At 66.1% G+C, this 24,217-nt stretch carries 16 protein-coding genes, 2 pseudogenes and 1 riboswitch; of the genes and pseudogenes, 6 read left to right on the top strand and 12 right to left on the bottom strand.

Annotated features, from left to right (window positions below):
- Positions 1 to 13 precede the first annotated feature (13 nt).
- On the bottom strand, positions 14 to 2,281 hold the full coding sequence (locus JOF29_RS13290) for a hypothetical protein (RefSeq protein WP_209694503.1): 2,268 nt from the start codon (positions 2,279 to 2,281) through the stop codon (positions 14 to 16).
- Positions 2,282 to 2,425: 144 nt separating this feature from the next.
- On the opposite strand from JOF29_RS13290, the gene JOF29_RS13285 reads away from it, so the two are divergent.
- The 3 genes and pseudogenes from JOF29_RS13285 (at position 2,426) to JOF29_RS13275 (ending at position 5,095) form a co-directional block, all read left to right on the top strand.
- Positions 2,426 to 3,346: a class II aldolase/adducin family protein gene (locus tag JOF29_RS13285; protein WP_209694502.1), complete on the top strand. Its 921-nt coding sequence runs from the start codon at positions 2,426 to 2,428 to the stop codon at positions 3,344 to 3,346.
- A riboswitch (ZMP/ZTP riboswitch) is annotated at positions 3,333 to 3,420 on the top strand. (Overlaps the previous gene by 14 nt.)
- A 23-nt stretch (positions 3,421 to 3,443) precedes the next feature.
- Positions 3,444 to 4,266, top strand: a pseudogene (gene folP / locus JOF29_RS13280) (dihydropteroate synthase).
- A gap of 58 nt (positions 4,267 to 4,324) precedes the next feature.
- The gene (locus JOF29_RS13275) at positions 4,325 to 5,095 is read left to right on the top strand and encodes a maleylpyruvate isomerase family mycothiol-dependent enzyme (RefSeq protein WP_209694501.1); all 771 of its coding nucleotides are present in this window, start codon (positions 4,325 to 4,327) and stop codon (positions 5,093 to 5,095) included.
- A gap of 59 nt (positions 5,096 to 5,154) precedes the next feature.
- Here the strand turns inward: JOF29_RS13275 and JOF29_RS13270 are convergent, their stop codons facing one another.
- From JOF29_RS13270 to JOF29_RS13265, 3 genes and pseudogenes are all read right to left on the bottom strand, one after another.
- Positions 5,155 to 5,421: an aldehyde dehydrogenase family protein gene (locus JOF29_RS13270; RefSeq protein WP_209694500.1), complete on the bottom strand. Its 267-nt coding sequence runs from the start codon at positions 5,419 to 5,421 to the stop codon at positions 5,155 to 5,157.
- Between the two features lie 151 nt (positions 5,422 to 5,572).
- A pseudogene (locus tag JOF29_RS45935) lies at positions 5,573 to 5,752 on the bottom strand (S8 family serine peptidase); the annotation flags it as partial.
- 153 nt (positions 5,753 to 5,905) lie between these two features.
- Entirely contained in the window at positions 5,906 to 9,082 is a 3,177-nt protein-coding gene (locus JOF29_RS13265) for a galactose-binding domain-containing protein (protein ID WP_209694499.1), read from the bottom strand.
- A gap of 477 nt (positions 9,083 to 9,559) precedes the next feature.
- On the opposite strand from JOF29_RS13265, the gene JOF29_RS13260 reads away from it, so the two are divergent.
- Positions 9,560 to 9,766, top strand: a complete 207-nt coding sequence (locus JOF29_RS13260; protein ID WP_209694498.1) for a hypothetical protein — start codon at positions 9,560 to 9,562, stop codon at positions 9,764 to 9,766.
- 63 nt (positions 9,767 to 9,829) lie between these two features.
- On the opposite strand, the gene JOF29_RS13255 is transcribed toward JOF29_RS13260, so the two are convergent.
- The 8 genes from JOF29_RS13255 to JOF29_RS13220 form a co-directional block, all read right to left on the bottom strand.
- Positions 9,830 to 11,350, bottom strand: coding sequence for a glycoside hydrolase family 31 protein (locus JOF29_RS13255; protein WP_209694497.1), 1,521 nt, complete (start codon positions 11,348 to 11,350; stop codon positions 9,830 to 9,832).
- A gap of 52 nt (positions 11,351 to 11,402) precedes the next feature.
- Entirely contained in the window at positions 11,403 to 12,422 is a 1,020-nt protein-coding gene (locus JOF29_RS13250; RefSeq protein ID WP_209694496.1) for a LacI family DNA-binding transcriptional regulator, read from the bottom strand.
- A 58-nt stretch (positions 12,423 to 12,480) separates the two neighbouring features.
- A complete protein-coding gene (locus JOF29_RS13245) occupies positions 12,481 to 14,433 on the bottom strand; it encodes a glycoside hydrolase (protein WP_209694495.1) in 1,953 nt (650 codons plus the stop codon).
- Positions 14,430 to 15,971 (bottom strand): sulfatase family protein, encoded by a 1,542-nt coding sequence (locus JOF29_RS13240; RefSeq protein WP_209694494.1) that lies wholly within the window; start codon positions 15,969 to 15,971, stop codon positions 14,430 to 14,432. The genes JOF29_RS13245 and JOF29_RS13240 overlap by 4 nt, the downstream gene beginning before the upstream one ends.
- Positions 15,968 to 17,155 carry a mandelate racemase/muconate lactonizing enzyme family protein gene (locus JOF29_RS13235; RefSeq protein WP_209694493.1) on the bottom strand — a complete coding sequence of 396 codons (1,188 nt, stop codon included), beginning with the start codon at positions 17,153 to 17,155 and terminating at the stop codon, positions 15,968 to 15,970. The genes JOF29_RS13240 and JOF29_RS13235 overlap by 4 nt, the downstream gene beginning before the upstream one ends.
- A 36-nt stretch (positions 17,156 to 17,191) precedes the next feature.
- On the bottom strand, positions 17,192 to 18,970 hold the full coding sequence (locus JOF29_RS13230; RefSeq protein ID WP_209694492.1) for an ABC transporter permease: 1,779 nt from the start codon (positions 18,968 to 18,970) through the stop codon (positions 17,192 to 17,194).
- Between the two features lie 150 nt (positions 18,971 to 19,120).
- Positions 19,121 to 20,395, bottom strand: coding sequence for an ABC transporter substrate-binding protein (locus JOF29_RS13225; RefSeq protein ID WP_209694491.1), 1,275 nt, complete (start codon positions 20,393 to 20,395; stop codon positions 19,121 to 19,123).
- Positions 20,396 to 20,563: 168 nt separating this feature from the next.
- Positions 20,564 to 22,069: a sulfatase family protein gene (locus JOF29_RS13220; RefSeq protein ID WP_209694490.1), complete on the bottom strand. Its 1,506-nt coding sequence runs from the start codon at positions 22,067 to 22,069 to the stop codon at positions 20,564 to 20,566.
- A gap of 274 nt (positions 22,070 to 22,343) precedes the next feature.
- On the opposite strand from JOF29_RS13220, the gene JOF29_RS13215 reads away from it, so the two are divergent.
- Complete coding sequence (locus JOF29_RS13215; protein ID WP_307863304.1) at positions 22,344 to 23,273, top strand: ABC transporter permease; 930 nt, start codon at positions 22,344 to 22,346, stop codon at positions 23,271 to 23,273.
- Positions 23,274 to 23,383: 110 nt separating this feature from the next.
- On the top strand, positions 23,384 to 24,214 hold the full coding sequence (locus JOF29_RS13210; protein ID WP_307863303.1) for a carbohydrate ABC transporter permease: 831 nt from the start codon (positions 23,384 to 23,386) through the stop codon (positions 24,212 to 24,214).
- Positions 24,215 to 24,217: the final 3 nt, after the last annotated feature.

The following is a 24,217-nucleotide window of genomic DNA, read 5'->3' as shown; positions in this document are numbered from 1 at the left end:
ATCTGATGGTTGCTCAGCGCAGGTTCATGACGCTGTTGCCGATGCGCTCCTGGATCGCGAACAGATTCGGGACGTTCTCCTGGCTCTGGACATGACTGCCGGCGGCGCCGGTGTTGACCCAGAGGCCGAAGTTGAGCAGCGCCGTCAGCTTCGGATGGCGGTTCGCGGTCGCCAGGTACTCGTACTGCTTGCCGATCACCTGCTGCTCGGTGGTGAAGCCGTTCCAGGTGTCGGGGACGTTCGGCGGGAACATGTAGGTCCGGTCTGTCGGGTCCAGCGTCATCTCGTCGAGCCGGGTCGCGGCCGCCTCGATCGTCGCCGCGTCCATCGCGTACGCGTCCATCCCGAGCCAGTCGACCGCGGCCGGCACATGCGCCCAGGTGTTGATGTCGTACAACGTGTCGGTCATCAGGATCGGCCCGGCCGGGATGCTCCCCGCGGTGATACTCGCCTTGACGGCATTGGCGTGCCAGTCCATCTGCGCAGGGGTGACGCCATAGATGTACGGCTCGTCCTTGAGGTAGTAGCCGAAGATCTTGTCCTTGTACGGCTGCAGCATCGCCACGTAGTTGTTCCAGCGATTCAGGTTCGGCTCCGGGGCGGCCGTGTCCGGGTTGAAGAACTCGCTGCCGACGTAAACGATGCACGAATGCGGCGGGCAGCTGGCGAAGACGTCGGTCCGATAGGTCACCGGTTGACCGGCCGAGGTCGGTGACACGTTGATCCAGTGCAGGTTGGCGATCCCGGCCATGTCCGGGACATGGTTGCCTGCGGCATCGTCGTTCCGAGTGCCGTACGTGCCGTAGTACTTGAGGAACGGGAACGGCGACACTTTGCCGATCTGAAGATTGTCGACAATGCTGACTTCCTTGTACGGCGCGGTCGCGCTGCCGTTGCTGATGTACGCGCCGAGGTAGACGTACGACTTCCCGACCGGGGCGCCGAGAGCGAACGCGGTCCGCGTGCCGTTCACGTCGACGGCGACCGTGGGGTTCGCCGTACTCGCGGCCGTGATCCGGACCGAGACGGCGTAGCCGGCCGCTGCCCGGGTCGCGGAGAGCGTCGGGCCGAAGACCGCGCCGTCCTTGTAGAACGTGACGACGCCGTTGCGGGCGATCGTCATCCCGAGCCGGTTGGCCGCATCCGTGACGTAGCCGGTCGAGGAGCTCGAGCTGGACAGCATCAGCGAAACCCAGTCGCCCGGAGTGCCGAACAGGCCCGGGTCCGGATCGACCGTGGCGGCGAGGTCGATGGCGTCGTCGCCGTCCGGGATCGCCGGGACGTTGGTCCTGACCGCCGACGGCGCGACCCAGAACGAGAGCTTGCCGGGATACGCGTTGTTGTTGACCTGGGAGTAGTTCGACGGCGGCGGAGCGGTACTCGTCCAGTTGCCGGAGACCCGCGTGTAACCGGCGTTCGTCTGCGGGGTCTGACGTCCGGCCAGGTTGTCGTTGAGGCCGTAGCCGGGGTCGGTGTCGGCGGCGCCGTCGAACGAGTCGACGTACTGCGTGATCTTGCTGACCTGCAGATTGTCGACAGCGCTCACTTCGCCGTACGGCGGGGTGCTGCTGCCGCTGGTGAGGTACGCGCCGAGGTACACGTAGGCGCGCGGAAGCGGTGCGGCCAGGACGCCTGCTTTCGTTGCACCGTTGACGGTGACGCTCACTGCGGGCGTTGACGTCGACGCTCCCGTAACGGTGACGGTGACCCCGAATCCGGTCGACTGCCTCGTGGCGGTGATACCGGTCGCCCATTGCGTGACGCCGTTGCGGTAGAGCATGACCTCGCCGGTTCGCCGTACGGTCAGGCCGATCTCGATGTCGGAGGCGGTGACGTAGCCGGTCGACGTACTGGTGCTGGACAGCATCACCGAGGACCAGTCGGTGTCGGGGCCGGCCGAGTTCGCGTTCGGGTCGACGGTGGCGGAGACGGTGTACGAGTCGGTTGCGTCGGCGGCCGCCGGTGCGTCGAGGCGGACGGCGGAGTTGCCGATCCAGAAGGACAGGCGGCCCGGGTACGAGTTGTTGTTGACCTGCGAGTAGTAGCTGGGCGGCGTACCAGCTGGAGAGGTCCAGTTCCCGTGCACCCGGGTCAGCGTGACGCCCTTGCCAGGACCTGATTGGCGCGTGCCCAGGGAGTCGTTCATGCCGTACGTCGGGGATGCGTCGCGGGCGCCGTCGAACGAGTCGAGCAGGCCGGGTGGTGCGACAGCGTTGGCCGGTACGACAGGTGCCAGGCCGGTGAACAGCAGTACCGCCGCGACGGCGTGTGCGAGCTTCATCGAGTTCCTCCCGGGTCCAGGGCGGCAGAAGGGGTGGTGTCGAGCTCGTCGGAGATGCATCATTGGAGCGCTCCAATTGCGAGGAACCTACGCCCGGACTCGCGTACACGTCAACGGCCCGCGATGGCCGGAACCGGAGGACCTGTGAACCAGACACCCACCGACGCCCACCCCCAGCCGGAGACGGCGCTGTTCGACGCTGTGGCGACCGAGCCGCTGCCCGCGGAGCTGGTGGCAGAACTGGCGTCCTTGGCCCGGTGGATGGGCGACGGGAACAGGGAGCTCGCGGTACTCGGTGAGGGAAACGTATCCGCCCGGACCGGCGCGCACCGGATGCTGGTCAAGGCCAGTGGCACGTCGCTCGAGCACGCGACCTTCGTGGAGGTCCGCCTGCAGCCGCTGCTCGAACTGCTCGACGCACCGGACGCCGACGACACCGACGTCCAGCGCGCACTCCTCGACAGCCGGCTCGACCCCACGGCACCACAGCCGTCGGTCGAGTCCCTCCTGCATGCCGCAGCGCTCACCCACGGCGCGAACGTGGTCGCCCACTGCCACCCGCAGTCGGTCAACGCGATCGGCTGCTCCGACCGGGCCCAGGCACTCGTCGGCGGGGCCCTGTTCCCGGACCAGATCGTCGTCCTCGGACGCGAGCAGATCCTCCTGCCGTACGTCGATCCCGGGCTGGAGCTCGGCCGCCGGGCACGAACCGCGATCCTGGAGTTCCTCGACCGGCGAGACGAGCGCCCACGTGTGATCTACCTCGGCAACCACGGGATGGTCGCGCTGGCCGAGTCCTGCGGCGAAGCACGGCGGATCACCCAGATGGCCGACAAGACCGCCCGGATCCTGCGCGACTGCCTCGCGGTCGGGTCGCCGCGCTACCTGCCGGACCACCTGGCCGACCGGATCCACACCCGCCCCGACGAAGCACTCCGCCGGCAGGCACTGGCCGCCGCGCCGTACCCCGATGCCGACCAGGCCCAGGTCGTACCCGACCGCCAGGACGCCACAAAACCCGGCGCGATTCGTCGAGACGTGGGTAGGCTGTCCGATGGGCCGTGACTGGCGTCTGGATGGATCACCGTCGTGGAGCGGCCCCGTCATCTGACGTCGTGCCGCGCGCCTGGGCCTCTGGGAACTCTCTGGGAGGCACGACGTGATGCATGAATTCACTGCTCCGGCATTGTGGGCCGAAAGGCCCCGGCTGGTCGGGATTGTCAACGTCGCCGCTGACTCGTTCTCCGACGGCGGCAGGTTTCTGGCGACCGAAGACGCCTTGGCGCAGGCCTGGCGACTGCTGGACGCGGGCGCCGACATCATCGAACTCGGCGCTGCGGCCAGCCATCCAGGCGCCGAGCGAGTAAGCGTCGAAGAGGAAAAACGCCGGCTGGCCGACGTCCTGGACGAACTGGTGGCCGCCCGCGTACCTGTGTCGGTCGACTCGTTCACACCTCAGACACAGCTGTTCGCTGCCGCTCACGGTGCCACCTATCTCAACGACATCCAAGGGTTCCCCGACCCGGAACAGTACGCCGAGCTGCCCGACAGTGGCTGTTCGCACATCGTCGTGCACTCGGTCCAGCGCCGCGGTCCAGCTACCAAAGTGCGGATCGATGCGCCAACAGTGCGACAGGGGCTTGAACAGTTCTTCCGCGATCGCCTCGCAGCTCTTCAGGCCGCCGGCATCAACCGCGAGCGCTTGGTCGTAGATCCCGGACTCGGATACTTCCTCAGTAGTGCCCCGGAGCCGTCGGTCATGGTCCTGGGAGGGCTTGACGAGATAAGGGCCAGGTTCGGTCTCACCGTCGAGGAAGTCGTTTCTTCGCGCTCTCACAGGCAGAGACCTCGTCGACATCGGGCCGGCCACCCTCGCAGCAGAGTTGTACGCGGCCGGTCAAGGCGCGGACTTCATCCGCACCCACGACGTTGCTGCGATTTCGGACGCGCTCACGATCTTTACGGCGCTGGCCAAGGAACGGTAATCGCCGAGAGCGCGCAGCTGGTCGGAAGAAAGCCGTGGGCTGCGAGGTTGACCCCCGTATGACCACATCTGTCGACCGCGCCATCGCGGCGCTCCGTGCCAACCACGACACCCTCGCCGCACTGGTGCCGACCTTGTCCGAGGAACAACTGAGGAGCCGCAGCGGGGCGAAGGACTGGACCGTGGCGCAGGTGCTCTCGCACCTCGGAAGCGGTGCCGAGATCAGTCGGCAACCGATCGCGACCACCGCCGGCGAGCAGGTCGAGGCTGAGGACAACCAGTCGATCTGGGACCGGTGGAACGCCTCGTCCCCGGCCGACCAAGCGGCCGGGTTCCTCAAACACGACGCGGAGTACCTCGACACGGTCGAAGGGCTCAGCGCCGAGCAGCGCGATCGCCAGATCGACCTGCGTATCATGCCGGAACCGGTGCCGCTGATCGTCGCGCTCGCCCTGCGGCTCAACGAGGTCGCCAACCACGCCTGGGACGTGCGCGTCGGAATCAACCCGTCGGCGACTGTGGATTCGGACTCCGCCGAGCTGCTCCTCGAGCTCTTCGGTGGGCCGCTGGCCTTCCTGCTGGGTTTCTCCGCCAAGACCGACCAGCTCGAGCAGCAGGTCCGCCTGGCGATCCCGGGCGGCGGCATCGAGATCACCGACGCGGTCACCGTGACCGACGCGGTCGATGACCCGACAGCCACCTTCGAGGGTCCGAAAGAGGCCGTGGTGCGGCTGCTGACCGGGCGGCTCGGCGCCGAGCACGCCGCTGGCGTCACTGTGACCGGCAACGTCACGCTGGACGATCTCCGGAAGGTTTTCCCCGGCTACTAGTCGGGCGCACCAGCGCGAACGAGCGGCCTTCCCGGTCGGTCTGGATCTCGGCGTGCGCGTCATGGGGCGGCGATGTGAAGAACTGTCGGCGCGGAGAAACAGCCCGGCCCAGACAGGTTCGAGCCGTCCAGCAAAATTTCGGTGCCCTGGGCGACGATCTCGCCCACGACGCGAGTCAGCTTCCGCCGGCTCCTGAGATCGATGAGCGGCCCGACCTGGGAGGCCGGCTCCATCCCCGGCCCCACGGTCAACCTGCGCATCGCTTCGACGGTCCGCTGGGCGAAGGCGTCCGGCGTGACCATCAGCGTCGGGCCGACCGTGGCCACGTCGACCCGGTTGGCATCCGGAGCCCGTCCCGTTCTCGAGCGCGAAGCCCAGATCGAACACGTCGGTACGACCGCGGTGGGCACTGTTCGCGCTGTCCAGGCTGAAGCCGTACTGCGGCCAGAGCAGCGCGCGGTCCTCTTTCGGTCGCCGGTCGACGGACTGGCTGAGTGGGTCTGTGCCGTCACTCGGGGTATCCGAGCCCAGGCTCATGCTGACGACGTCCGTGCCCTGCGCCACGGCCCACTCCATGCCGACGATGACTCCCGACTCTGGGCCTTGGCCCGCGTTGCTCAGAACCCTGCCGAGGTACAGGTCCGCACCCACCGCCACCACGGCGAGGCCGGTGTCCTCACCTCGGCGGAGGCGAGGACACCCGGCATCCGGGCAGTCAGCTGGGTCGGACCCGGCTTCCTTCCTGTGGTTGCTCACACGGCTGGGTTCAGGCTGGCCGCCTGGCCGTCGTGCAGTGTTCCGTCGAGCGGGTCAGCCGTCGCTGTCGGAGCCCGGGATGTAGGCGCCCGGTACCTCGCCCGGCGTGTAGAGCTTGGTGTCACCCGGGTAGGGCTTGGCAAACCCGTGTGCCTCGTACCAAGAGAAGCGGTTCATCTGTTCGGGGTGGGCGGAGTCGACCTTGGCACTCGGCCCGGTGAACGGCTGAGCCAGCTTCCAGGCCTCCCACTTCGCCGCGACCGCCTGCTCGGCCGCCGGCACCTTGCCTGTGGGCGCGGGCGCGGCGTTCGGGTCCTGCGCCGCCGGCGTGTCCGCTCCACAGGACGGCAGGGTCGACAGACCCTGAGTCAGCGGGGTCCGGTTGGGCAGCGCAGTGAACGGCGTGTAGTCGGGCTTGTTGGTGAACGCCGTACGCATCGGGGTGGCGGCGCTGTCCTTCTGGTTCATCGGGTGGATCCCGAGAATCTGCTCGATCGTGCGGATCATCGTGATCTGGGTGTAGTAACGGCTGTCCACCGCGCCGTGCTGAGCCCAGGGGCTGATGATCTGGATCGGGGCACGGTGGCCGTCGACGTGGTCGACACCGGCTTGGGAGTCGTCCTCGACCACGAAGATCGCGGAGTCCTTCCAGTACTTGCTGTGCGAGATGGTGTCGACGACCTTGCCGACGGCGAGGTCGTTGTCCGCGACCTGAGCGGGGCCGGTCGTCGGACCACCGGTGTGGTCGTTGGGGAACCAGAACATGTTGAGGTTCGCCGGCCCGTTCCTCTCGAAGTCACGCTTCCAGATCTCGTACCGGTAGATGTCCGGAATGCTCAGGTCGCCGCCCGGGTAGCCGTGCACCGAGATGCTGCTGAGCGACGGGATGTCCACGTTCGAGTACATGGGATAGGCGGTGTTCTGCGCGGGGTTCGCCGCCATGGTCTTGGTGTCGCAGTACAGGTTCTGCCAGTTCGCACTGGACGGTTTGTTGTTCTGCTGCATCTGGTACTCGCCGAAGTCCCGTGCGGTTTTGCCCGCCGCCTCCGCACCGGTCCAGATGAAGCCGCTCTTCTGGTGGCCGAGGACGTCGTTGTACGAGTCGTAGCTGCGCTGGTACTCGCCGGCCGTGGACTCGGTGTACTCCGGGTTGTCGGCCTGCATCAGCCAACTGTGGCCCTCGGCGGAGTTCGTGCCGATGTCGTAGGTGTTGTCGTACAACCCGAACTGCTTGGCCAGCGCGTGCTGGTTCGGCGTCACGTTCTCGCCGTACTGCGTGAGCGCCGGGTTGCCGTTGCCCGCCGGGATGTCGCCGTACACCTGGTCGTAGGTGCGGTTCTCCTTGACGATCAGGAACACGTGCTTGATCGTCGACGGGGCACCAAGCTTCGCCGGGACCGGCACCGGATTGCGGTGGCCCTTGTCCGTGGCGACCTGCGCCGAGCCCTTGGTCCAGCCGTTCTGGTCGAAGACGGTCTTGGTGTACTTCCTGATCGCCTGGTCGTCCGGCAACTGGAACTTGGTCAGGCTCGACGTGGTGTCGTGCGTGCTGTGACCGGCGGCCGTGGTGTCCCGGCGGGCGTCGACACCGCGGGTGTTCGACACCACGACGTTGTCGCCGGCGGTGGTGATCGCCGACGGGAAGTAGTCCGTCGGCAGCAGGCCGATGTAGCTGACGGGCTCCAGCGGGCTCTTGTATCGGTAGACCGCGATCGCATTCGCGCGGCCGAGGGTCACCAGCAGGTGGCCATCGTCGGTAAGGTTCACCGCGGTGGGCTCGTAGCCCGCCGAGGCCTCCGGCCACGGCTGGGTGGCGATGGTCTGGACGACCTTGCCCTTCGACGCGTCGATCACCGACACGTTGTCGGTGGCTGTATTGGTGACGAACACCGCTCCGTTCTTGGCGTACACGGAGGTCGGATGCAGACCCACGACGATGCTTGCGGCAGCGGCCGTCGGGTTCGCCAAGTCGACGACGCTGACCGTGCCCGTGGTGGACGAGCCGGTGAACGGATCGGCCGGCACCGCGGTGCCGTAGGAGTTCATCGTGGTCTCAGCCGGAGCGGTCGAGTCGCTGATGTCCCAGCCGCTGAGCTGCAGGAGCGGGTCTCCGTAGTTCGCGGTGACACTCAGCCGGTAGTAGCGGTACGCCGTGGTGTTCGTGAACGTGTAGCTGTTGGTGCTGTACCGCGAATCGAAGCGCTGACCTGTCCGCTTGTCCAGGTCGGTCCAGCTGCCACCGTCGTTCGACCCCTGCAGGGTAAAGTCCTTGGGGTCGCGGCCCGGCGAGTCGTTCGCGGAGGTCAGCGAGTAGTGAACAACCGCTGCAGGCTTGGCCAGCTCGTAGGTCACCCAGCCGGTCAGCTGGGACGCCAGCCACTTGGTCGACGGATCCCGGTCCTTGAGGTTCACGGCGGCTTCATCCGGCGGGTTGCCGCCGCTCGCGGTGACCGCGCTGACCTGGTCCAGCAGGCTGCCGGGCATGGGCTTCGCCTGCCGGCCGCCCTCGTTGCTGACGTACACCTTGTCGCCGACCCTGGCCATGCCACGCGGGGCGATACCCACGGGCCAGCTCTGCTGGACGGCGCCTGTCGCGGCATCGAGAGCGATGACCCGATTCTGGCCGTTGACATCGACGTACACGGTCTTGCCGTCGTCCGAGAAGACCAGCCCGGCCGACAGTGCGTGCTTCGACCCCTGCGCCGCGATACCGATGTTCGTCGGGTCGGAGAGGCTGCCGTCGGGCTTCACAGTGAACCTGGTGTAGCCGTTCGTCCGGCCCAGCCACAGCTGCGAACCGTCCGGCGAGTACGTCGGCCCTTCCTGACCGACGTCGCCGCCGCTGATGCGTAGATCCGACTGCGCGTTGTTGCCGACGTACTGCTGCACCTTGTAGCTCTTGAGGTCCACGATCGCGAGCACCTGCCCGCCGTCGGTGAGCGAGGCGGCGAGATGGGTGCCGTCCGGGCTGACCGAGGACGACATGATCTTGCCGTAAGGGATGACCAGACGCTGCCCGATCGGCTTGATGTACTGGTCGTCGGACACGACCTGGCCCCGATCGGTCGTCTGACCGACCTGCTCGAAACCGAACTGACTGGTCTGCGCGAACGCGCTGGTTCCTGCGGCCGCGACGGCCAGCGCGGTTGTCGCGAGGAGCGGTATCCGTCCCTTCAGCCGGGAGCGACGAACCGCTCGGGCCCTCTCACGCCGTTGACGTGTTACTCGCATTGACTGATCCCTTCCGGGCGACTGATGGGGAAGCAGCTCGACTGCGCTGTCGACTGCCAGGAGGTGCAGTGTCAGCGGGGCTCGCATCGACCGTCGGTCCCGCCCAGCCGGGACCCCCGAGGGAGGCTAGGGACGGCACGTGTCGCACCTCCGGCAGGCGATCAAACGCAAGGGAAACCCGAGACAACCGGGCAGATCTGCGTCCTCAGGAGCCGGAGGTCGCGGCACATCCGGGATCGCCTTGATGCCTTTGCCAGCAAGGCTCGAAGACCCTCCACGTTGCCGAGGGCAAGATCTCAGGCAGTGACGTCGTTCGCTCCCGGTTCCCGGTCTACGTCACCCCTTCCATGAACGCGAACACGGCATGTCTGGGATCGGTCGGTGGTCAGTCGGACCGGCCGATGTTGATCTCGGCCGCCGAGGTCCACGGGTTGCCGTTCACTTCGCTGAGCGCGCGTAGCCGGATGTAGCGCGCGCATGACACCGCCGACCACACCGGTCGAGGTGCAGAAGGACCTGACGAAGCAGGCCGTCCACCTGGAGCAGGGGCGGAACAAGCTGATGATCCAGATCAAGCACACCTACACCGAGGACGTGAACTGGTCCCATCCGGAGTACGCGACAGTACGGCCGGGCGGCATGCGGACCCGCTCCCGCGCTCGTCGGCGATTGCATCTGCGCTGACTGTCCCATCCGTCGCGGACCACTCACAACCGGCGCGACGTCGAGGCTAGGACGGCCCATCGTTCAGGCGCTTGAACCAGGGCAGCGACTCCAAGGGGGCATCGACCTCGAGGACCTCTGGCCCGGTGAGAATCGTCTGGTCGTCCCGTTGCCACTCGCCTGGCGGAACAGCGACGGTGCGGGTGCGCGCACCTTTTCGAGGACTGGCGCGACGAGGATGTCGTTACCGAGCATGAACTGGTCGGTGATCCGGGCGTAGCCCTGGTGCGGGAAGACGTACTCCATGCTGCGCAGGATCGGTTCACCGGTCGTCGCAGCGTGCTCGACCAAACCGCACAGGTAGGGGGCAAGTCGTTCACGGATGGATATCGCCTCCCGGACGATCGCGTTCTCCGACTCGGTGAGGACACGCCAGGGCGCGAGGGAGAACTGCATCATCGGGAACAGTGCAGCGGCCTGCGCCCACCGCACGAACCGTTCGGAGTCTGCCACGTAGCTGACCAGCTCGAACTGCGAGGCGAGTCCGCCGCCGATCATGTCCGGGCAGTTGAACGCGTAGCCGAGCAGGCCCTGAGCGATGCCCCAGGCAACGATCGATCCCAGCCCGAGCCGGCTCCAGGTCGGGTCGAGGTCGGTCTGTCGTTGGGCGAGTGGTTGGCCGGCGTGTTTCCAGCAGGCGCGGTATTCGTTGAGGGGGTAGTTGAGGCCGATGTCGGCCCAGGTTTGGGTGTGTTGGTTGGGGGTGGTGGGGGTGTGGGGCTGGTCGGTGTCGCGGTAGAAGCGGGGGTCGCCGGCGTCGAATTTGAACCCGTCGATGCGGTAGCGGGTTTGGAGGTTGGTGAGTTGGTGGTGGAGCCAGGTGGTGGTGTGGGGGTTGGTGAGGTCGAGGAGGGCGCTGTAGCCGTTCCACCAGCGGCGGATGGCGGTGGTGCCGGTGTGGTCGCGGAGGAGGAGCTGGTGGTGTTCGAGGGTGCGGAAGGTGGGGCTGTCGGGTGAGATGAAGGGGCAGGTCCAGAGCATGATGGTGAAGCCGAGGTCGTGGAGTTGGTTGATGAGGGTGTGGGGGTCGGGGAAGCGGGCGGGGTGGAAGTTCCAGACGCCGTAGTCTTCTTGCCAGTTGTCGTCGATCATGAGTACGCCGGGTGGGTAGCCGTTGTCGATGATGGCGTGGGCGTAGTCGAGGATGCGTTGCTGGGTCTGGTCGTAGACGAGTTCGATCCAGGTGTTGTACTGCGGGGTGGTGAACATGCGCGGGTCCGGGCTGGTCCCGGTGGCGGGGAAGTACGCGGTGCTCGCGGCCCGGAACGCGTCGCGCAGGGATGACCCGCCCGACCCCACCACCACCGGACCACCCGCCGATGTCACCCGCAACAAGTTTCCTTCAAAGGAGAAGCTGATCGGGTCGTCGCACCAGACGTGACGCCCCAGGCTCGACAGGAGCAGCGGGCTGCCCTGATTGTCGCCCAGCCAGATCGAGAGGTCACGGCCGAAGCGCGAGTCGTACGGCATGTCGTCGCCGTCGGCAACGGCACCTCCCCACCAAAGCTCGCCAGGCAACCGCTCGAGAGCAACAGAGTCGGACACGGCTACCCATCCAATCCCTATAGGAAAACGAGTTCCTGGAGACCTTATCCGATCATCGAACCGGCACGGAAGCGGTCGAACTCCTGCCGACCAGCTCGATCGGATCCTCGATCTCCCGGCTGAGCGGGTTGCCGCCGCTCAGCCGCTCGCCCAGCGCCTGCATCGCGGCTTCGCCGAGCTCGAACAGGGGCATCCGGACCGCGGTCAGCTGGATGTCGAGGAAGCCCAGAATCGGGTCGTCGTCGAGACAGATCATGCTCAGGTCGGACGGCACGGCGACACCACGGGTGCGAGTGGCGGCCAACGCTCCGAGGGCCTGGTTGAGGCTGGCCACGCCGACCGCGGTCGGTCGTTGTTTGGCAGCTCGGCGCAGCAGCCGTGCCATGGCATCGTGCCCGCCCTGCTCGTTGTAGGGCGCGTTGACGATCTGTACCTCCAGACCCCGTTCCTCGCCCAAGCGCTGCAAGGCGACCGAGCGACGGTGGGTGGTGTCGACGGTGGCTGGGCCGTCGATCAGGGTGATCCGGCGATGCCCGAGGGCGGTCAGGTGATCGACGAAGAGGCCGACCGCGCGTGTCTCGTCCATGGTGATGTTGCACGCCGCGTCCTTCACCGCCCGGTTGACGTGCACCGACGGTACCTGCGTGGGTGGCCAGGCGCTCGATCGCTCCGCGGGCTCAGAGCTTCCGAGCAGCAGCCCGTCGATCCGGCCCTCCTCCACCAGCCGCACGTACTCCTCGTCGTTGCCGCGGTCGTCGGGCACTTCCGCGACGAGCACGGCAAGATTCCAGCGAACGGCCTCGGCGAGCACCCCACGGACGATCTCAGCCCACACGGGGTTACGCAGCGACGGCATGACCATGCCGACAGCGCCAGTGGACGCTCCCCTGAGTGCGCGGGCCTGGGCGTTCCCGCGGTAGCCCATCTGGCGAGCCGTCTGCTCGATGCGCTCCCGCGTGTCCGGACGGATGGAAAGAGTCGGGTCCTGTCGCAGCGTCCGCGACACGACGGACGGATGGACACCAACTTTGGCAGCGATGTCGATCAGTCTTGGTGTCTGCTTGGCGTCCATAGTGATATCCCATCCCATTCCACTCCGTCCGGCGCCCGATTCTACGGGCGGTCGGCCATCACGGGCAGAACTGCCGGGTCGGCTGCCCGCTGATCGTGATCCGTGCGCACTTGCCCGGCAGGCCGTGAAAAGCCTGTGCGCCGAAGTTGGCGGTCACCGTCGCCGCGCCGGCGCCGAAGGTTGACTGCTGGACATCGGTCCCCTGGCCCAGGTAGCGGAAGCCGGTGACCGGGAGATTGAACGTTGCCTCGTGCAATGGCTGGAACGCCCGCTGCAGCCGGGCGATCTCCGCACCGCGCTGAGTGATGACACCGGCGTCAAGCACGAAGTTGAGGGGATTGGCGGACACCATGGCCAGCAAGGCCCGGTCCTGCTGTACGCCGTTGACCTTGTAATAGGACAGCTCCCATCGATCCAGGTTCACGATCGAGTCGTGCAGGACGGCGGAGTACAACGGCGCACGGTACTTCGGGTCCCACATGGCCGTCCGGAGCGCGTCGGGCATGGTCGCAGGCTTGAAGAAGAACGCCGGCCGCTCTGCAGGGGACCAACTGCCCCACTCCGGCGTGTGGGTGAACGGCCAGTAGCTGTTCATGTTGACGGACGCGGATCCGTGGCTGAACGCGACCACCGAGTTCGACCAGCCGCCGGCCTTCTCGGAGCCGAGCACCAGGTGATAACGCTCCGACAACCAGCCCATCCGCTCCAGTCTGTTCTCCCGGTCCTGCTTCTCGTTCATCGGGTGCGCGGCACTGTAGTCGGTGAAGAACTCGCCGGCCGCGTCCACGTCCATGAAGTACGCGTTCGGATGGTCAGCGGTCATCGCCGCGATCCGGTCGGCGAGGTAATGATGGTTGGGTTCGGCCTGCGCCAGCGCCTGCGAACTCAGGTAGCAGCCTCGCCCGCCGAAGCCACTGACAACAGTGCCGTCGGCGTTCCGGACGCAGGCCTGATCCCAGACGGGTGACGGCCAGGCCGACGTGGGTGCGTCGGCGCTTTCCGGCGGCTGCGCGTTGTCCCACGTATCGTACGGTCCGGCGAGGTAGCCGTCGCGTTTCGCTGCCTGAATCGCATCCGCCGGCATCGGGTGAGCATCGGCGTCCCAGCTGAGCAGCATTCTGCTGACTCCGGCCGCCTTGAGCTTGTCGATCGCTGCGGCCGTGCGACCGCCGCCCCACAGGTAGGCGTGGAACGCACCGCGGAGCTTGTTGATCTCGGGGCTGGTCTGGGCCTTCTCCTGCAGCGTGCGCAGTTGGTGGTGCTGGATCAGCCATTGCCGGTAATCCTTGGCGGCGGCGATCGGAGAGCCCCCGGTCAGGGCGAAGGCGACCATGAAGTCCCGCGTCTCCTGGCGGGCCGAGAAGTCGTGCACGGCCGTGGTCTGCAGACGCCCGTTACGGCTGGCGAACCACAAGCTGGTGTCGATGTCCGTCGGAGACAGGTAGCTCACTCCCCCGCGGCCAGTGCTGTAGCCCCAGAACGGCAGGTTCAGATCACCGACCAACGGCATGTCGACGCCGTCCAGTCCGGCGCCACCGCTGCCCCAGACGCCAGTGCTGTTCCAGAGCGGGTCGCCGACCGGAACGGACAGCCCTTCGCCGCGTGGGATCTGCAAGGTGCGGACAGCGGGATCGGTGCCGGTGACGGGCCAGGACAATGACTGGTCGACGTTCGACCGGATGACGATCTCGAGCCGGCCGGCCCTGCTGACCGCCTCGACAGCCAGGTGCTTGGCCGGCAGGGTCCAGCTGGCTCGGTTGCCACCCTGCTGAACATCTTCGGCCGGTCCGAGATCCTCCACAGCCGGCCCCGACACAGTCAGAGGAGTGCCTTGGCTGGTGATCGCCGCGATCGCCAACGTACTCGTGGCCACGGACACGCGACCACCGGCGATCTGCAGGCTGACCGCGTCGCTGCCTTTGGGAGCCGGACCGGCGCCAGCAGCCGGACCGGTCAGGCTTGCGACGAGGAGCGACGTGACGACAAGTGCACTGATTCGGGACGGCTTCATGCTGACCTCTCACTCGGCGAGGAAGATCGTGTTGCTCTGCCGGACGCAATGGCTACCGCGGCCGGATCACCGGCCGGACAGTCCTCGGCTTCGGTCATCAGGCGGTGCAGGAGCGTCGCACGTAGTTCTTCACACACCTCCGACCGAGCAGGATCGTCGATCAGGTTCACGAACTCACCGGGGTCGACTTCCAGGTCGTACAGCGCGTTGGCGCCGCTCGAACGCTCGATCAACTTGTACTCGCGATTCCGGACTGCCCATTGAGCACGGGGCGGACCGCCCTCCGACGCGGCGGTGTACAGCTCGGTGAGCGAGGCGGTTCGCCAACCCGCCTGGGCAGCCGACGCGCCTTCGAGCAGCGGCCGGAGGCTCATGCCCGGCAGCCGTCGCGGCTGCTCCAGCCCCAACGCGTCGAGCCACGTCGGCATGAGGTCCGTCAGTTCGACCGGAGCGTCGCTGAAAGCGCCGGGGACACCGACACCCGGCCACCGCACGAGCAGCGGGACCCGAACGGCAGAGTCGTACAGGCTGTACTTCGAGAAGCATCGGTCTCGCTCGCCCAGCATCTCGCCGTGATCACTAAGGAAGCACACCACGGTGTCATCCGTGAGTCCGGTCTCGTCGAGTGCGTCAAGGACCTTGCCGAGGCAGTCATCGACAAAGGTGACACTGGCCAGATACCGGGCGATGCTGAGCCGGTGCTCGTGCTCGGTCATGGTGCTCCAACCGTGGTCGGAGCGGAGAAAGCGCAAGTACCAGTCCTGCTCCTCGACACGTGACGGCGGAGACGGCGGCAGGGGCATGGCTGCCGGGTCGTACAGGTCGGCGTACTCCTTGGCGACCACACTCTCCGGGTGCGGCCGATCCAGGCTCACGACCAGACAGAACGGCCGCTCGGTACGGCGCCGATCCCGCAGATAGGTCACCGCTTGATCCGCAAGCCACGCATCCGGAAGTCGCTCGCCACGGATCGAGGTGACCTCGCCGACATACCCGGCGCGGTTCTCGCCGCCGCGACCGAAGCGGTCCGGCCAGCGCCGGATCTCCTCGACCTCCTCGGTGGTCGCGAAATCCGTGTACAGCCTGTCGCACGGGCCGTCGGTACCCGGTCCGTCGTACGAGGCCCGGAACGCGAAGCCGCGGCGGTCAGGCACGTGCTCGGGCGGGGCCGAATGCGGCTTCCAGTGCATCTTCCCGATCGCGGCCGTGTCGTAGCCGAGGCCCGAACAGATCGTCCCGACCGATGGATACAGCGGCTGGTTGGGCCAGTAGTGCATGTTGGTGAGTACGCCGGTCTGGCGGGCGCCCATCCCGGTGATGAAGGAGTGCCGGCTCGGCACGCACGGTGCGACGGTACAGACCGCCTGGGTGAAGCGGGTTCCCTCGGCGGCCAACCGGTCGAGGTTCGGGGTCCGGACTGCGGTTGCGTCGCTGAGCCACGACGGGTGCCGGTCCGCTCCGGCGCAACCGAGCGCGTCCCATCGGTGCTGGTCGTCGACGAGTATCAGCAGATTCCGCCGCCGATCCGCTCCGGTCATGAGTAGAGCCTGGCCGCAGCATCGCTGAACTCCTCGAGCCTGTCCCGATTCAGCTCGACGCCCAGTCCTGGCTTCGCGGGTGGCTGAATCGCGCCGTCGACGATGCTCACTTCGTCGGTGACCAGCTCCTTGCGCAGCCGCGACTCGCAGACATCCGGGTGCAGGAACTCGAAGTACGGCATATGCGGCGTCACAGTGGCCAACTGCGCGGCGGCTGCCAGCGAGATCCCTGTCTTCCAGACGTGTGGCACGACCAGCCGGCCGGCCGACGCAGCCAGTTCACAGACGGCGAGAGCTTCCGTGAGTCCACCGACTCGACCGATGTCGGGCTGGACGACGTCGAGGTTGCCTCGATGAATCAGGTCCGCGAACTCGTGCCGGGTCGCCTGCCACTCACCGGCCGCGACCTTGATGTTGCTGCCGGCCACCAGCTTGGCATACCCGTCGAGGTCGTCGATCCACAAGGGTGTCTCGACGAAGAACAAGTCGAGCTCCGACCAGGCATCCATGCTCCGCTGGGCGCGGTCGACGGAGTCGAAGGCATACTGGACGTCGACCATCAAGGCGATGTCGGGGCCGATGGCCGAACGGACCGCCGTGAGCAGCTCGGTCATCTTCTCGTCGTCGGCCAGCAGACCCATGTTGGCGTAGGGCCCGGAGAAGGTCGCTTCGGCTTTGACGGCCTGAAAGCCCAGTGATACCGCAGTTCTGGCCCAGCCGACCATCGAGGCGACGTAACCGTCGAAGTCACCGATCTCGGGTTCGAGCGAGGCGTACGCCCGGATCGGGTCGGTGCGTTGCTCGCCGAGCAGTTGCCAGACCGGTTTGCCCGCGGCCTTTCCGCGAATGTCCCACAGCGCCATGTCGATGGCGCCGAGGGCATGGATCAGCGCCCCACGGCGGCCGGCCATCGCCGTACCGAGGTAGGCCCGCTGCCAGACTGCTGCCGGGTCGAGAGGGTCCATGCCGAGTACGAGGTTGCGGAGTCCGAGATCCATCGTGTGAGTGCCGGGCGCCTCGATGCAGGCGCGGGCGATCCAGGGGTTGATGTCAGACTCACCGATGCCGACCAGGCCTTCGTCGGTGTGTACCTCGACCACGATGTCGTCCTGGGCCGAGCTGGTCGCGGCCGGGTCGTAGTCCGGGTCGACCAGAACATGGCAGTCGATACGACTGATTTTCATCCGATTCCTTCCAGGTGAACGAGAGAGCGAAGAGGGCTAGACCCGGCCGACTCCCGAGCTGATGCCACGCACCATCGCCTTCTGTGCGAACGCGAAGAACAGCAGGAGCGGGACGAACGAGATGAGTCCCGCGGCGGCGGTGACCTGCAGCGCCGGGGACGATTTGCCGACCAGTTGGGTCACTGCCAGCGTGGCTGGGAACTTGTCCGGGTCCTGGATCAGGACGAGGCTGAGCAGGAAGTCGCCCCACACGTAGGTCAGCACCAGCGAGACCAACGCGGCGATGCCCGGCAGGCTGAGTGGTACGACGATCCGGAGGAACTGCTGCATCAGGTTGGCGCCGTCGATGCTGGCCGACTCGAGCACCTCGGTCGGGAACCCACGGAGCATGAAGGCTGACATGAGGGCGATGCCGAACGGCAGCTGGACCACGCCCTGCACCACACCGAGCACGACGAGGTTGTTCCCGAGCCCGAACTGCACCAGGACACTGTTCAGCGGGATCACCCAAACCAGCGCCGGCAGGAAGTAGAACACGCCGACGAAGCCGAACAGCACACCCCGGCGCCGAACGCCACTGCGCAGTACCCAGAACGCGGCCATCGTGGACAGCAAGACGCTCAGAGACACGGCGATGACGGCCGTGACCAGTGAGTTGAGCATCGCCTGGCCGAGACTCGCCCGTTCCCAGGCCTCCCGGACGAAGTCCAGCGTGAAGGATCGCGGGAACAGACTGACCGGGTGGGCGTCGAAGTCCGCCTTGGTCTTCACCGAGGTGCTCAGCAGGTAGATCATCGGCAACACGAACACGCCGACGATCAGCACTGCGATCAGTAGCCGGATCGGACTCCACCGCAGGCGTGGTCCGAGGCCGGCCAACCGCGTTGAGGTCGCCCGGGCCGCCCCTCGGACCGCCTTGCCCAGCGCGGAGTACTTCATCCGCTCCACCACCGATGGACCGTGACTCGGACGCGCTGCCCGTCCGTCGCGGCCGGCCCAACGGCGAAGGACGACCACCACACCCGCGAGTACGGCGACGATCACGAGCAGCACGCCGGCCTCGGCCGACGCCTCCCCGTAGTGGAACACCTCGAACGCCCTGGACCACAGGTCGTACTCGGTCGACGCGCTCGCGTTGTTCGGCCCGCCCTTGGTCAAGACGTTGATCAGCGCGAAGTACCGCACGAACACATCGACGATGCCCATGAAGGTCAGGCCGAGCAGCACCGGCATGATCCCCGGAATCATGACGTGGCGCAGCCTCCCCCACCAGGAAGCGCCGTCTATTTCAGCGGCCTCGAACAACTCGGTCGGGATCGCCGACAGCGCGGCATGGAAGATCAGTACGTTGACGCCGAGCCCGCCCCACAGCGCAACCGCCAGGATGGTCGGCTTCACCAGACCTGGATCATCGAGCCAGCTCTGCGCCAGGACTCCCAGACCCACTCCGGAGGCGAAACGGTTGAGCAGTCCTTCGGGATTCAGGATGGACTGGAACAGCAGCCCGAGGATCGCCGACGAGAACACCAGCGGGAACAGATAGATGGTGCGGAACCAGGACGCCTTCGGGACCCGCTCGTACAGCATCAACGCGACCATCAACGGGATCAGGATCTGGAACGGGACCCCGAGGAGGTAGAAGAGGCTGTTGCGCAGGACCTGCCAGAACACCGGATCGGCGACCAGGGTCCGGAAGTTCTGCAGGCCGACGAACGCGCTGCTGAGCCCCGGGCGCCAGTCGGTGAAACCCCGGTACAGGCCCAGGAAGGTCGGATACGCCAGTAGCAACAGGATGCACGCCACCGGCGGAATCACGAACCAGGCATCGCCCCTCACAACGCGGACGCGCTTGGTCCCACGACCGGACGACTTCTCCGACCCGTCAGCCGACACGTTCCGGCCCCGGGCACTCCGCGGCCGACGCTCGCCCGTGTGTGATTCGATCGTTCGTTGACTCATCCGCGGTCACCCTTTGGTCTTGGTACGGACGACTTGCATCTTGCTGAGGAAGTCGTCCACCGCCAGCCTGCCGGTCACCACATCGGGCGTCATCCGGGCGTACGCCTGCGACTCGTCCGGATTCACCGGCCACGCACCGACCTGGAACTGCGGGTCCACCGCCCACGCGAGCAACTGCCGCAGTACCGGATCGGTCGAGGTCACCTTGACCTTGGTGTTGTTCGGCAACTGCTGGACTGTCTGCCAGGCAAGCTCCTGCTGATCCACGTCGGTGTAGAACGAGATGTACTGCCAGGCCAGATCCTTCTGCTTGCTGCTCGACATGATCGACATGCCCTGGGCGAGGCTCGCATCCATGTTGGGCTTCCCACCGGGCAGAGCCGGCTGCAGAAACACCCCGACGTTGTCCTTGCCGAGCGCCTTGCGCGCCTCGGCCAGTGGGACCGACGACCGCGCGTACAGCATCGCGCTCTTCCCGGACATGAAACTCTGCTCATGATCGCCTGGCGTGCCCTTGGACTCAGGATGGTCTCCCCAGCACTTGTGGTCGAACGTCTTCATCAACTCGACCGTTGCAGCCTTGTACTCCGGGCCGGTGTAGGGGATGCCCTGCCGGTTCCACTGCGAGATGTCGCCGATCAACTGGCCCGCGTACAACGCGTCGAGCCGGTTGAACCAGTTCGGCGCGCCGAACGAGACCTTCGACGGCACAATGCCCTTGCCGTTCAGGGCGTCACATGCCGTCAGGAAGGCCGCCTGCGTCGTCGGCACCTCGACGCCCGCCTGGGCGAACAGCTTCTTGTTGTAGACCCAGACTCCTTGATAGGTCCCCCATGGCAAGACGTGGATCTTGCCGTCCTTCGCCGAGGTCACGGTCTGCTCGAGCAGCGTCAGATCGGACTTCTGCTGGGCACTCAGGCGGTCGTTCAACGGTTCGGTGATCTGCCAGTTGGTATCGCCCCAGTCCCAGGCGATGTCCGGGGCGGCGTTGGCAGCGACGGCCGACGCGATCCGTTGCGGGTACCCGTCGTACCCGAAGCTCTTGTGCTCGATCTCGGCACCGGGATGCTTCGCCACGAACCGCTTGTCGATCTCCGCGAGCATGCCCCGCCACGCCTTGTCCTGCTCCGGCGACTCGCCATAGGTGGCGATCGGATCCCACACCACCAGCTTCGCCGCCCCACCGGACCCGGAGCTGTTACCCCCACACGCCGCTAGGGAGGCGGCCCCCAAGGTGACCGCAACGGCGAGCGCTAGCGTCGCCTTCCTGACTTTGATCATGACTTGATTCCTCCGACTACCGCCGTCGCGCTACATCGCTTTAGGAAAACGTGTGTCTAGGACGTTAGAGTGAGATCTGGCGGGTCGTCAATAGCCCGGAACATCGTCGTCCGCGGCGGATGCTTCGGCTCGTACCGCGCAGACCCGTGTGGCCGTCACCGCTGGTCCTCAGGCGATCGCGATACGTGCGAAGCGACTTGCCTCGCGCCTCAGTTCAGCGTTGAGGAACCTGCGCATGAGCTCTGCGCGGATCGGCTCGTACGACGGGTTGCCGAACTGGTTGCGGTGCTCCTGAGGATCCTCGACGAGGTCGAAGAGCTCACCCCACTGCTTGTCCCGGTAGACCGTGAGCTTGTAGCGGTCGTCGACGTACGTGCGAATATGTACCGCGGTCGGCTGATGGCGGTTCTCGACCAGGACATGATCGCGCGCCGCCGGCTGCTGCCCGGTCCAGACGGGGAGTTGGTCGACTCCTTGCATGTCGCCGGGGACTGCGAGGCCGGCCGCGGACAGGAATGTGGGCGCGAGGTCGACGAGGCTCTGCAGCGCCGCGCTCCGGGAACCGGCCGGAATGCGGCCCGGATATCGGGCGATCATCGGTATCCGCAGGAGATCCTCGTAGTGGAAGGCTCCCTTGGCGGTGAGCCCGTGCTGCCCGAGGAAGTGACCGTGATCCGTCGTGAAAACGACGAGCGTATTCTCGTTCACGCCCAACTCGTCGAGACGAGCCAGGATCCGGCCGACCGCATGGTCGACAAAGCTGATCATGCCGTAGTAGACAGCGATGTTCTTCCGCAGTTCCGACTCGTCCACGAGATGGCTGCTGAAGCCGTGGTTGAAGTGCGGTGTTTCCTGCCACTCACTGAAGTCCGGGTCCGCCTCCTGGGTCTTCGCGAACCATGGAGGCATCAGGTCCAACTCCCCTGGCTCTAGTCTGCCAGGTTCGAGATCGGCCGGGTCGTACATGGAAGCCCACGGCTCCGGCACCAGGTACGGCGGGTGCGGGTCCTGAAAACTCGCCCACGTGAAGAAGGGCCTGCCGGCCAGCGCTGCGCGGTCGATGGCAGCGACGGTGCGCTCCGCCACGAAGGTCGTGTAGTGAAACTCCTCCGGCAAGTCCCAGCAGTGTTCGCGCGGAGGCCCTCCTCCGTCTCCCTGGAAGTACTGCCGCCAGTCAGCGAGCCCGTTCGCTTCCATCCACAAGGCGTAGTGCTGACCGGCCCAGGCTTCATCGGCGTGGTTGCGGGCCAGTTCGATGTGCTCGAACCCGTAGTACGGTCCGCTGAATCCCTTCCAGAAGTCAAGGTCGCGCAGCGTTGGCGGTGCCTCGAGGGATGTCTGATCGGCAAGTGAGCGAAGTGGCTGGAAGTGCGCTTTGCCGATCAGGGACGTGGCGTAACCGTTGTCGCCGAGGAGCTGCCCGATCGTCTGTCGCTCCTCATCGAGCTTGGTGCCGATGGTCCAGCATCCATGGGTCGACGGGTACTGACCCGTGATCAAGGACGACCTGGACGGCGAGCACAGAGGGTTCGGGCAGTAGGCGCGATCGAACAACATGCCCTCGACAGCCAGACGATCGAGGTTGGGCGTCTTCAGGGCGGGCGTGCGGCACCCGAGCGCCTGGAAGTGCTGTTGATCGGTCGTGATCAGCAAGATGTTCGGAGTCTCGCTCAAGGTGTCTCCAATCGGAGGATAACGTGTTCCTAAAGGAACTGTACAGATTCAAGACACCTCCCGGAAGTTCCCGTGCGCCGGAACACCTTAAGGAAAACGAGTTCCTAGTTCCCCACTCTTGACACCGATCACGCCGACGGTGTTCCCTCGGGAATCCAACAGGCATCTGCGCCATCCTTCATCTCCGACCAGCCACGTGGCAGAGAGCGGGGGTCCAATGGGAGCCGGCAAGGCTGACCCAGCCGTCAGCGCATTCACAGCGACACCACCAGCCGTGCAGACTGCACAGTATCCGCGGCGCCCTCGGCTCGAACGACTACGCCGAGACTGGCCGCTGATCGTGATGGTCCTGCCGTTGCTCACACTGCTCACGGTCTTCGTCTACGTGCCGTTGATAGGAAATGTGGTCGCGTTCCAGGACTACGACCCCTTCTTCGGAGTGGCTCAGTCGGCATTCGTCGGGCTGCGGAACTTCTCCCAGATGTTCGGCGACTCCGAGTTCTGGCACGCGGTGACGAACACGTTGATCCTCACCTCGGTCCAACTGGTCCTGTACTTCCCGGTCCCGATCGCTCTCGCGTTGTTGCTGAACAGCGTCATCGGTCAACGGGTGAAACGGCTGATGCAGGCCATCGTCTACCTGCCCCACTTCCTGTCCTGGGTCGTCATCGTCACCTTGTTCCAGAACATGCTCGGCGGCGCCGGGCTGCTCAACCAGCAACTTCGCCGCCATGGCACATCCACGATCGACGTACTCACGAGCCCGGGTTTCTTCAAGTTCCTGGTGTCGTTCCAGCTCGTCTGGAAGGAAGCCGGCTGGGACACGGTGATCTTCCTAGCCGCTATCGCTGCCGTGAACATCGACCTCTACGAGGCGATCGCGGTGGATGGCGGTGGACGGCTTCGCCGGTTGTGGCACGTCACCCTGCCCGGCATCAGGCCCGTGATCATCCTGCTGTTGATCCTGCGCTTGGGTGACGCCTTGAGCGTCGGCTTCGAGCAGATGCTGCTGCAGCGCGCCGCAGTCGGGGCACGCGCGGCCGAGGTCCTCGACACTTTCGTGTATTTCCAGGGCGTGATCGGAGGCCAGTGGGGCTATGCGGCAGCCGCCGGGATCTTCAAGGGTGCTGTGGGGCTCGTCCTGTTGCTGATAGCAAACAAACTCGCGCACGCGTTCGGGCAGGAAGGGCTGTACAGACGATGACGATGCTTCCCTTACGCCGGCCAGCGCCGCGTCGTGCCTCCGCACGACCCGTGTGGACGGAGCGACCTACCCCCGGTGGCCTGGTCGCCAAAACCGTGACACTTCTCGCCGTGGCTGTCGTCGTGCTGTTCCCGGTGTATGTCGTCGTCGTCACCAGTCTGGCGCGGCAAAGCGATGTGAACGACGCCGGCGGACTCGTCGTGATCCTGCGTCACATCGACTTCGGGGCATATCAGCAGATCCTCGCTGGTGGTGTCGTCACCCGATCCTTGCTCGTCAGTCTGGGCGTGACCACCGTGGGGACGCTGCTGTCAACGTCGGTGGTCGTTCTCGCCGCCTACGGGCTCTCCTGGCCCGGAACCTTCGCGCACCGGTTCCTGCTGAGCGCCGTACTGCTCACGTTTCTCTTCAGCCCAGGACTAATTCCGCTGTACCTTACGGTCCGCGGACTGAACCTGCTGGACACCTATGCGGTCCTGGTGCTGGTCACGGGCGTTCCGCTGATGGCCTTCAACCTGGTGATCCTGCGCTCGTTCTTCATGAGCATTCCGCAGGAGTTGTTCGACTCGGCACGCATCGACGGAGCGAGCGAGTTGCGCATCCTCACCGCGATCGCGATGCGCTTGTCGAAGGGTGTCATCGCCGTGATCGCGCTGTTCTTCGGCGTGTCCTACTGGAACAACTTCTTCAATGCGCTGCTCTTCCTCAACAGCCCGGAGAAGTGGCCGCTCCAGTTGGTACTGCGGACCTATGTCCTCCAGGGCGCGGGCCTGCCGGGCTCGCAATTCGCCCAAGGAGCGGTTCACGGCGCGGCGCCTGCGCCGACGCTCGCGACCCAGATGGCTGTTGTCGTCCTCGCCATCGTCCCGGTCCTGCTCGTCTACCCGTTCGTCCAACGACACTTCATCCAGGGCGTCATCATCGGCGCAGTCAAGGGGTAGTCC

Origin of the sequence: Kribbella aluminosa, from assembly GCF_017876295.1 — a bacterium.
GTDB lineage: Bacteria > Actinomycetota > Actinomycetes > Propionibacteriales > Kribbellaceae > Kribbella > Kribbella aluminosa.
The sequence above is the reverse complement of the archived record's forward strand: the minus strand, read 5'-3'. Positions and strand labels throughout refer to the sequence as shown.

Coding starts and splice junctions, on each gene's coding strand:
- JOF29_RS13290 (WP_209694503.1), bottom strand. CDS start 2,281: ATGAAGCTCGCACACGCCGTCGCGGCGGTACTGCTGTTCACCGGCCTG.
- JOF29_RS13275 (WP_209694501.1), top strand. CDS start 4,325: ATGACCACATCTGTCGACCGCGCCATCGCGGCGCTCCGTGCCAACCAC.
- JOF29_RS13265 (WP_209694499.1), bottom strand. CDS start 9,082: ATGCGAGTAACACGTCAACGGCGTGAGAGGGCCCGAGCGGTTCGTCGC.
- JOF29_RS13260 (WP_209694498.1), top strand. CDS start 9,560: ATGACACCGCCGACCACACCGGTCGAGGTGCAGAAGGACCTGACGAAG.
- JOF29_RS13250 (WP_209694496.1), bottom strand. CDS start 12,422: ATGGACGCCAAGCAGACACCAAGACTGATCGACATCGCTGCCAAAGTT.
- JOF29_RS13245 (WP_209694495.1), bottom strand. CDS start 14,433: ATGAAGCCGTCCCGAATCAGTGCACTTGTCGTCACGTCGCTCCTCGTC.
- JOF29_RS13240 (WP_209694494.1), bottom strand. CDS start 15,971: ATGACCGGAGCGGATCGGCGGCGGAATCTGCTGATACTCGTCGACGAC.
- JOF29_RS13235 (WP_209694493.1), bottom strand. CDS start 17,155: ATGAAAATCAGTCGTATCGACTGCCATGTTCTGGTCGACCCGGACTAC.
- JOF29_RS13225 (WP_209694491.1), bottom strand. CDS start 20,395: ATGATCAAAGTCAGGAAGGCGACGCTAGCGCTCGCCGTTGCGGTCACC.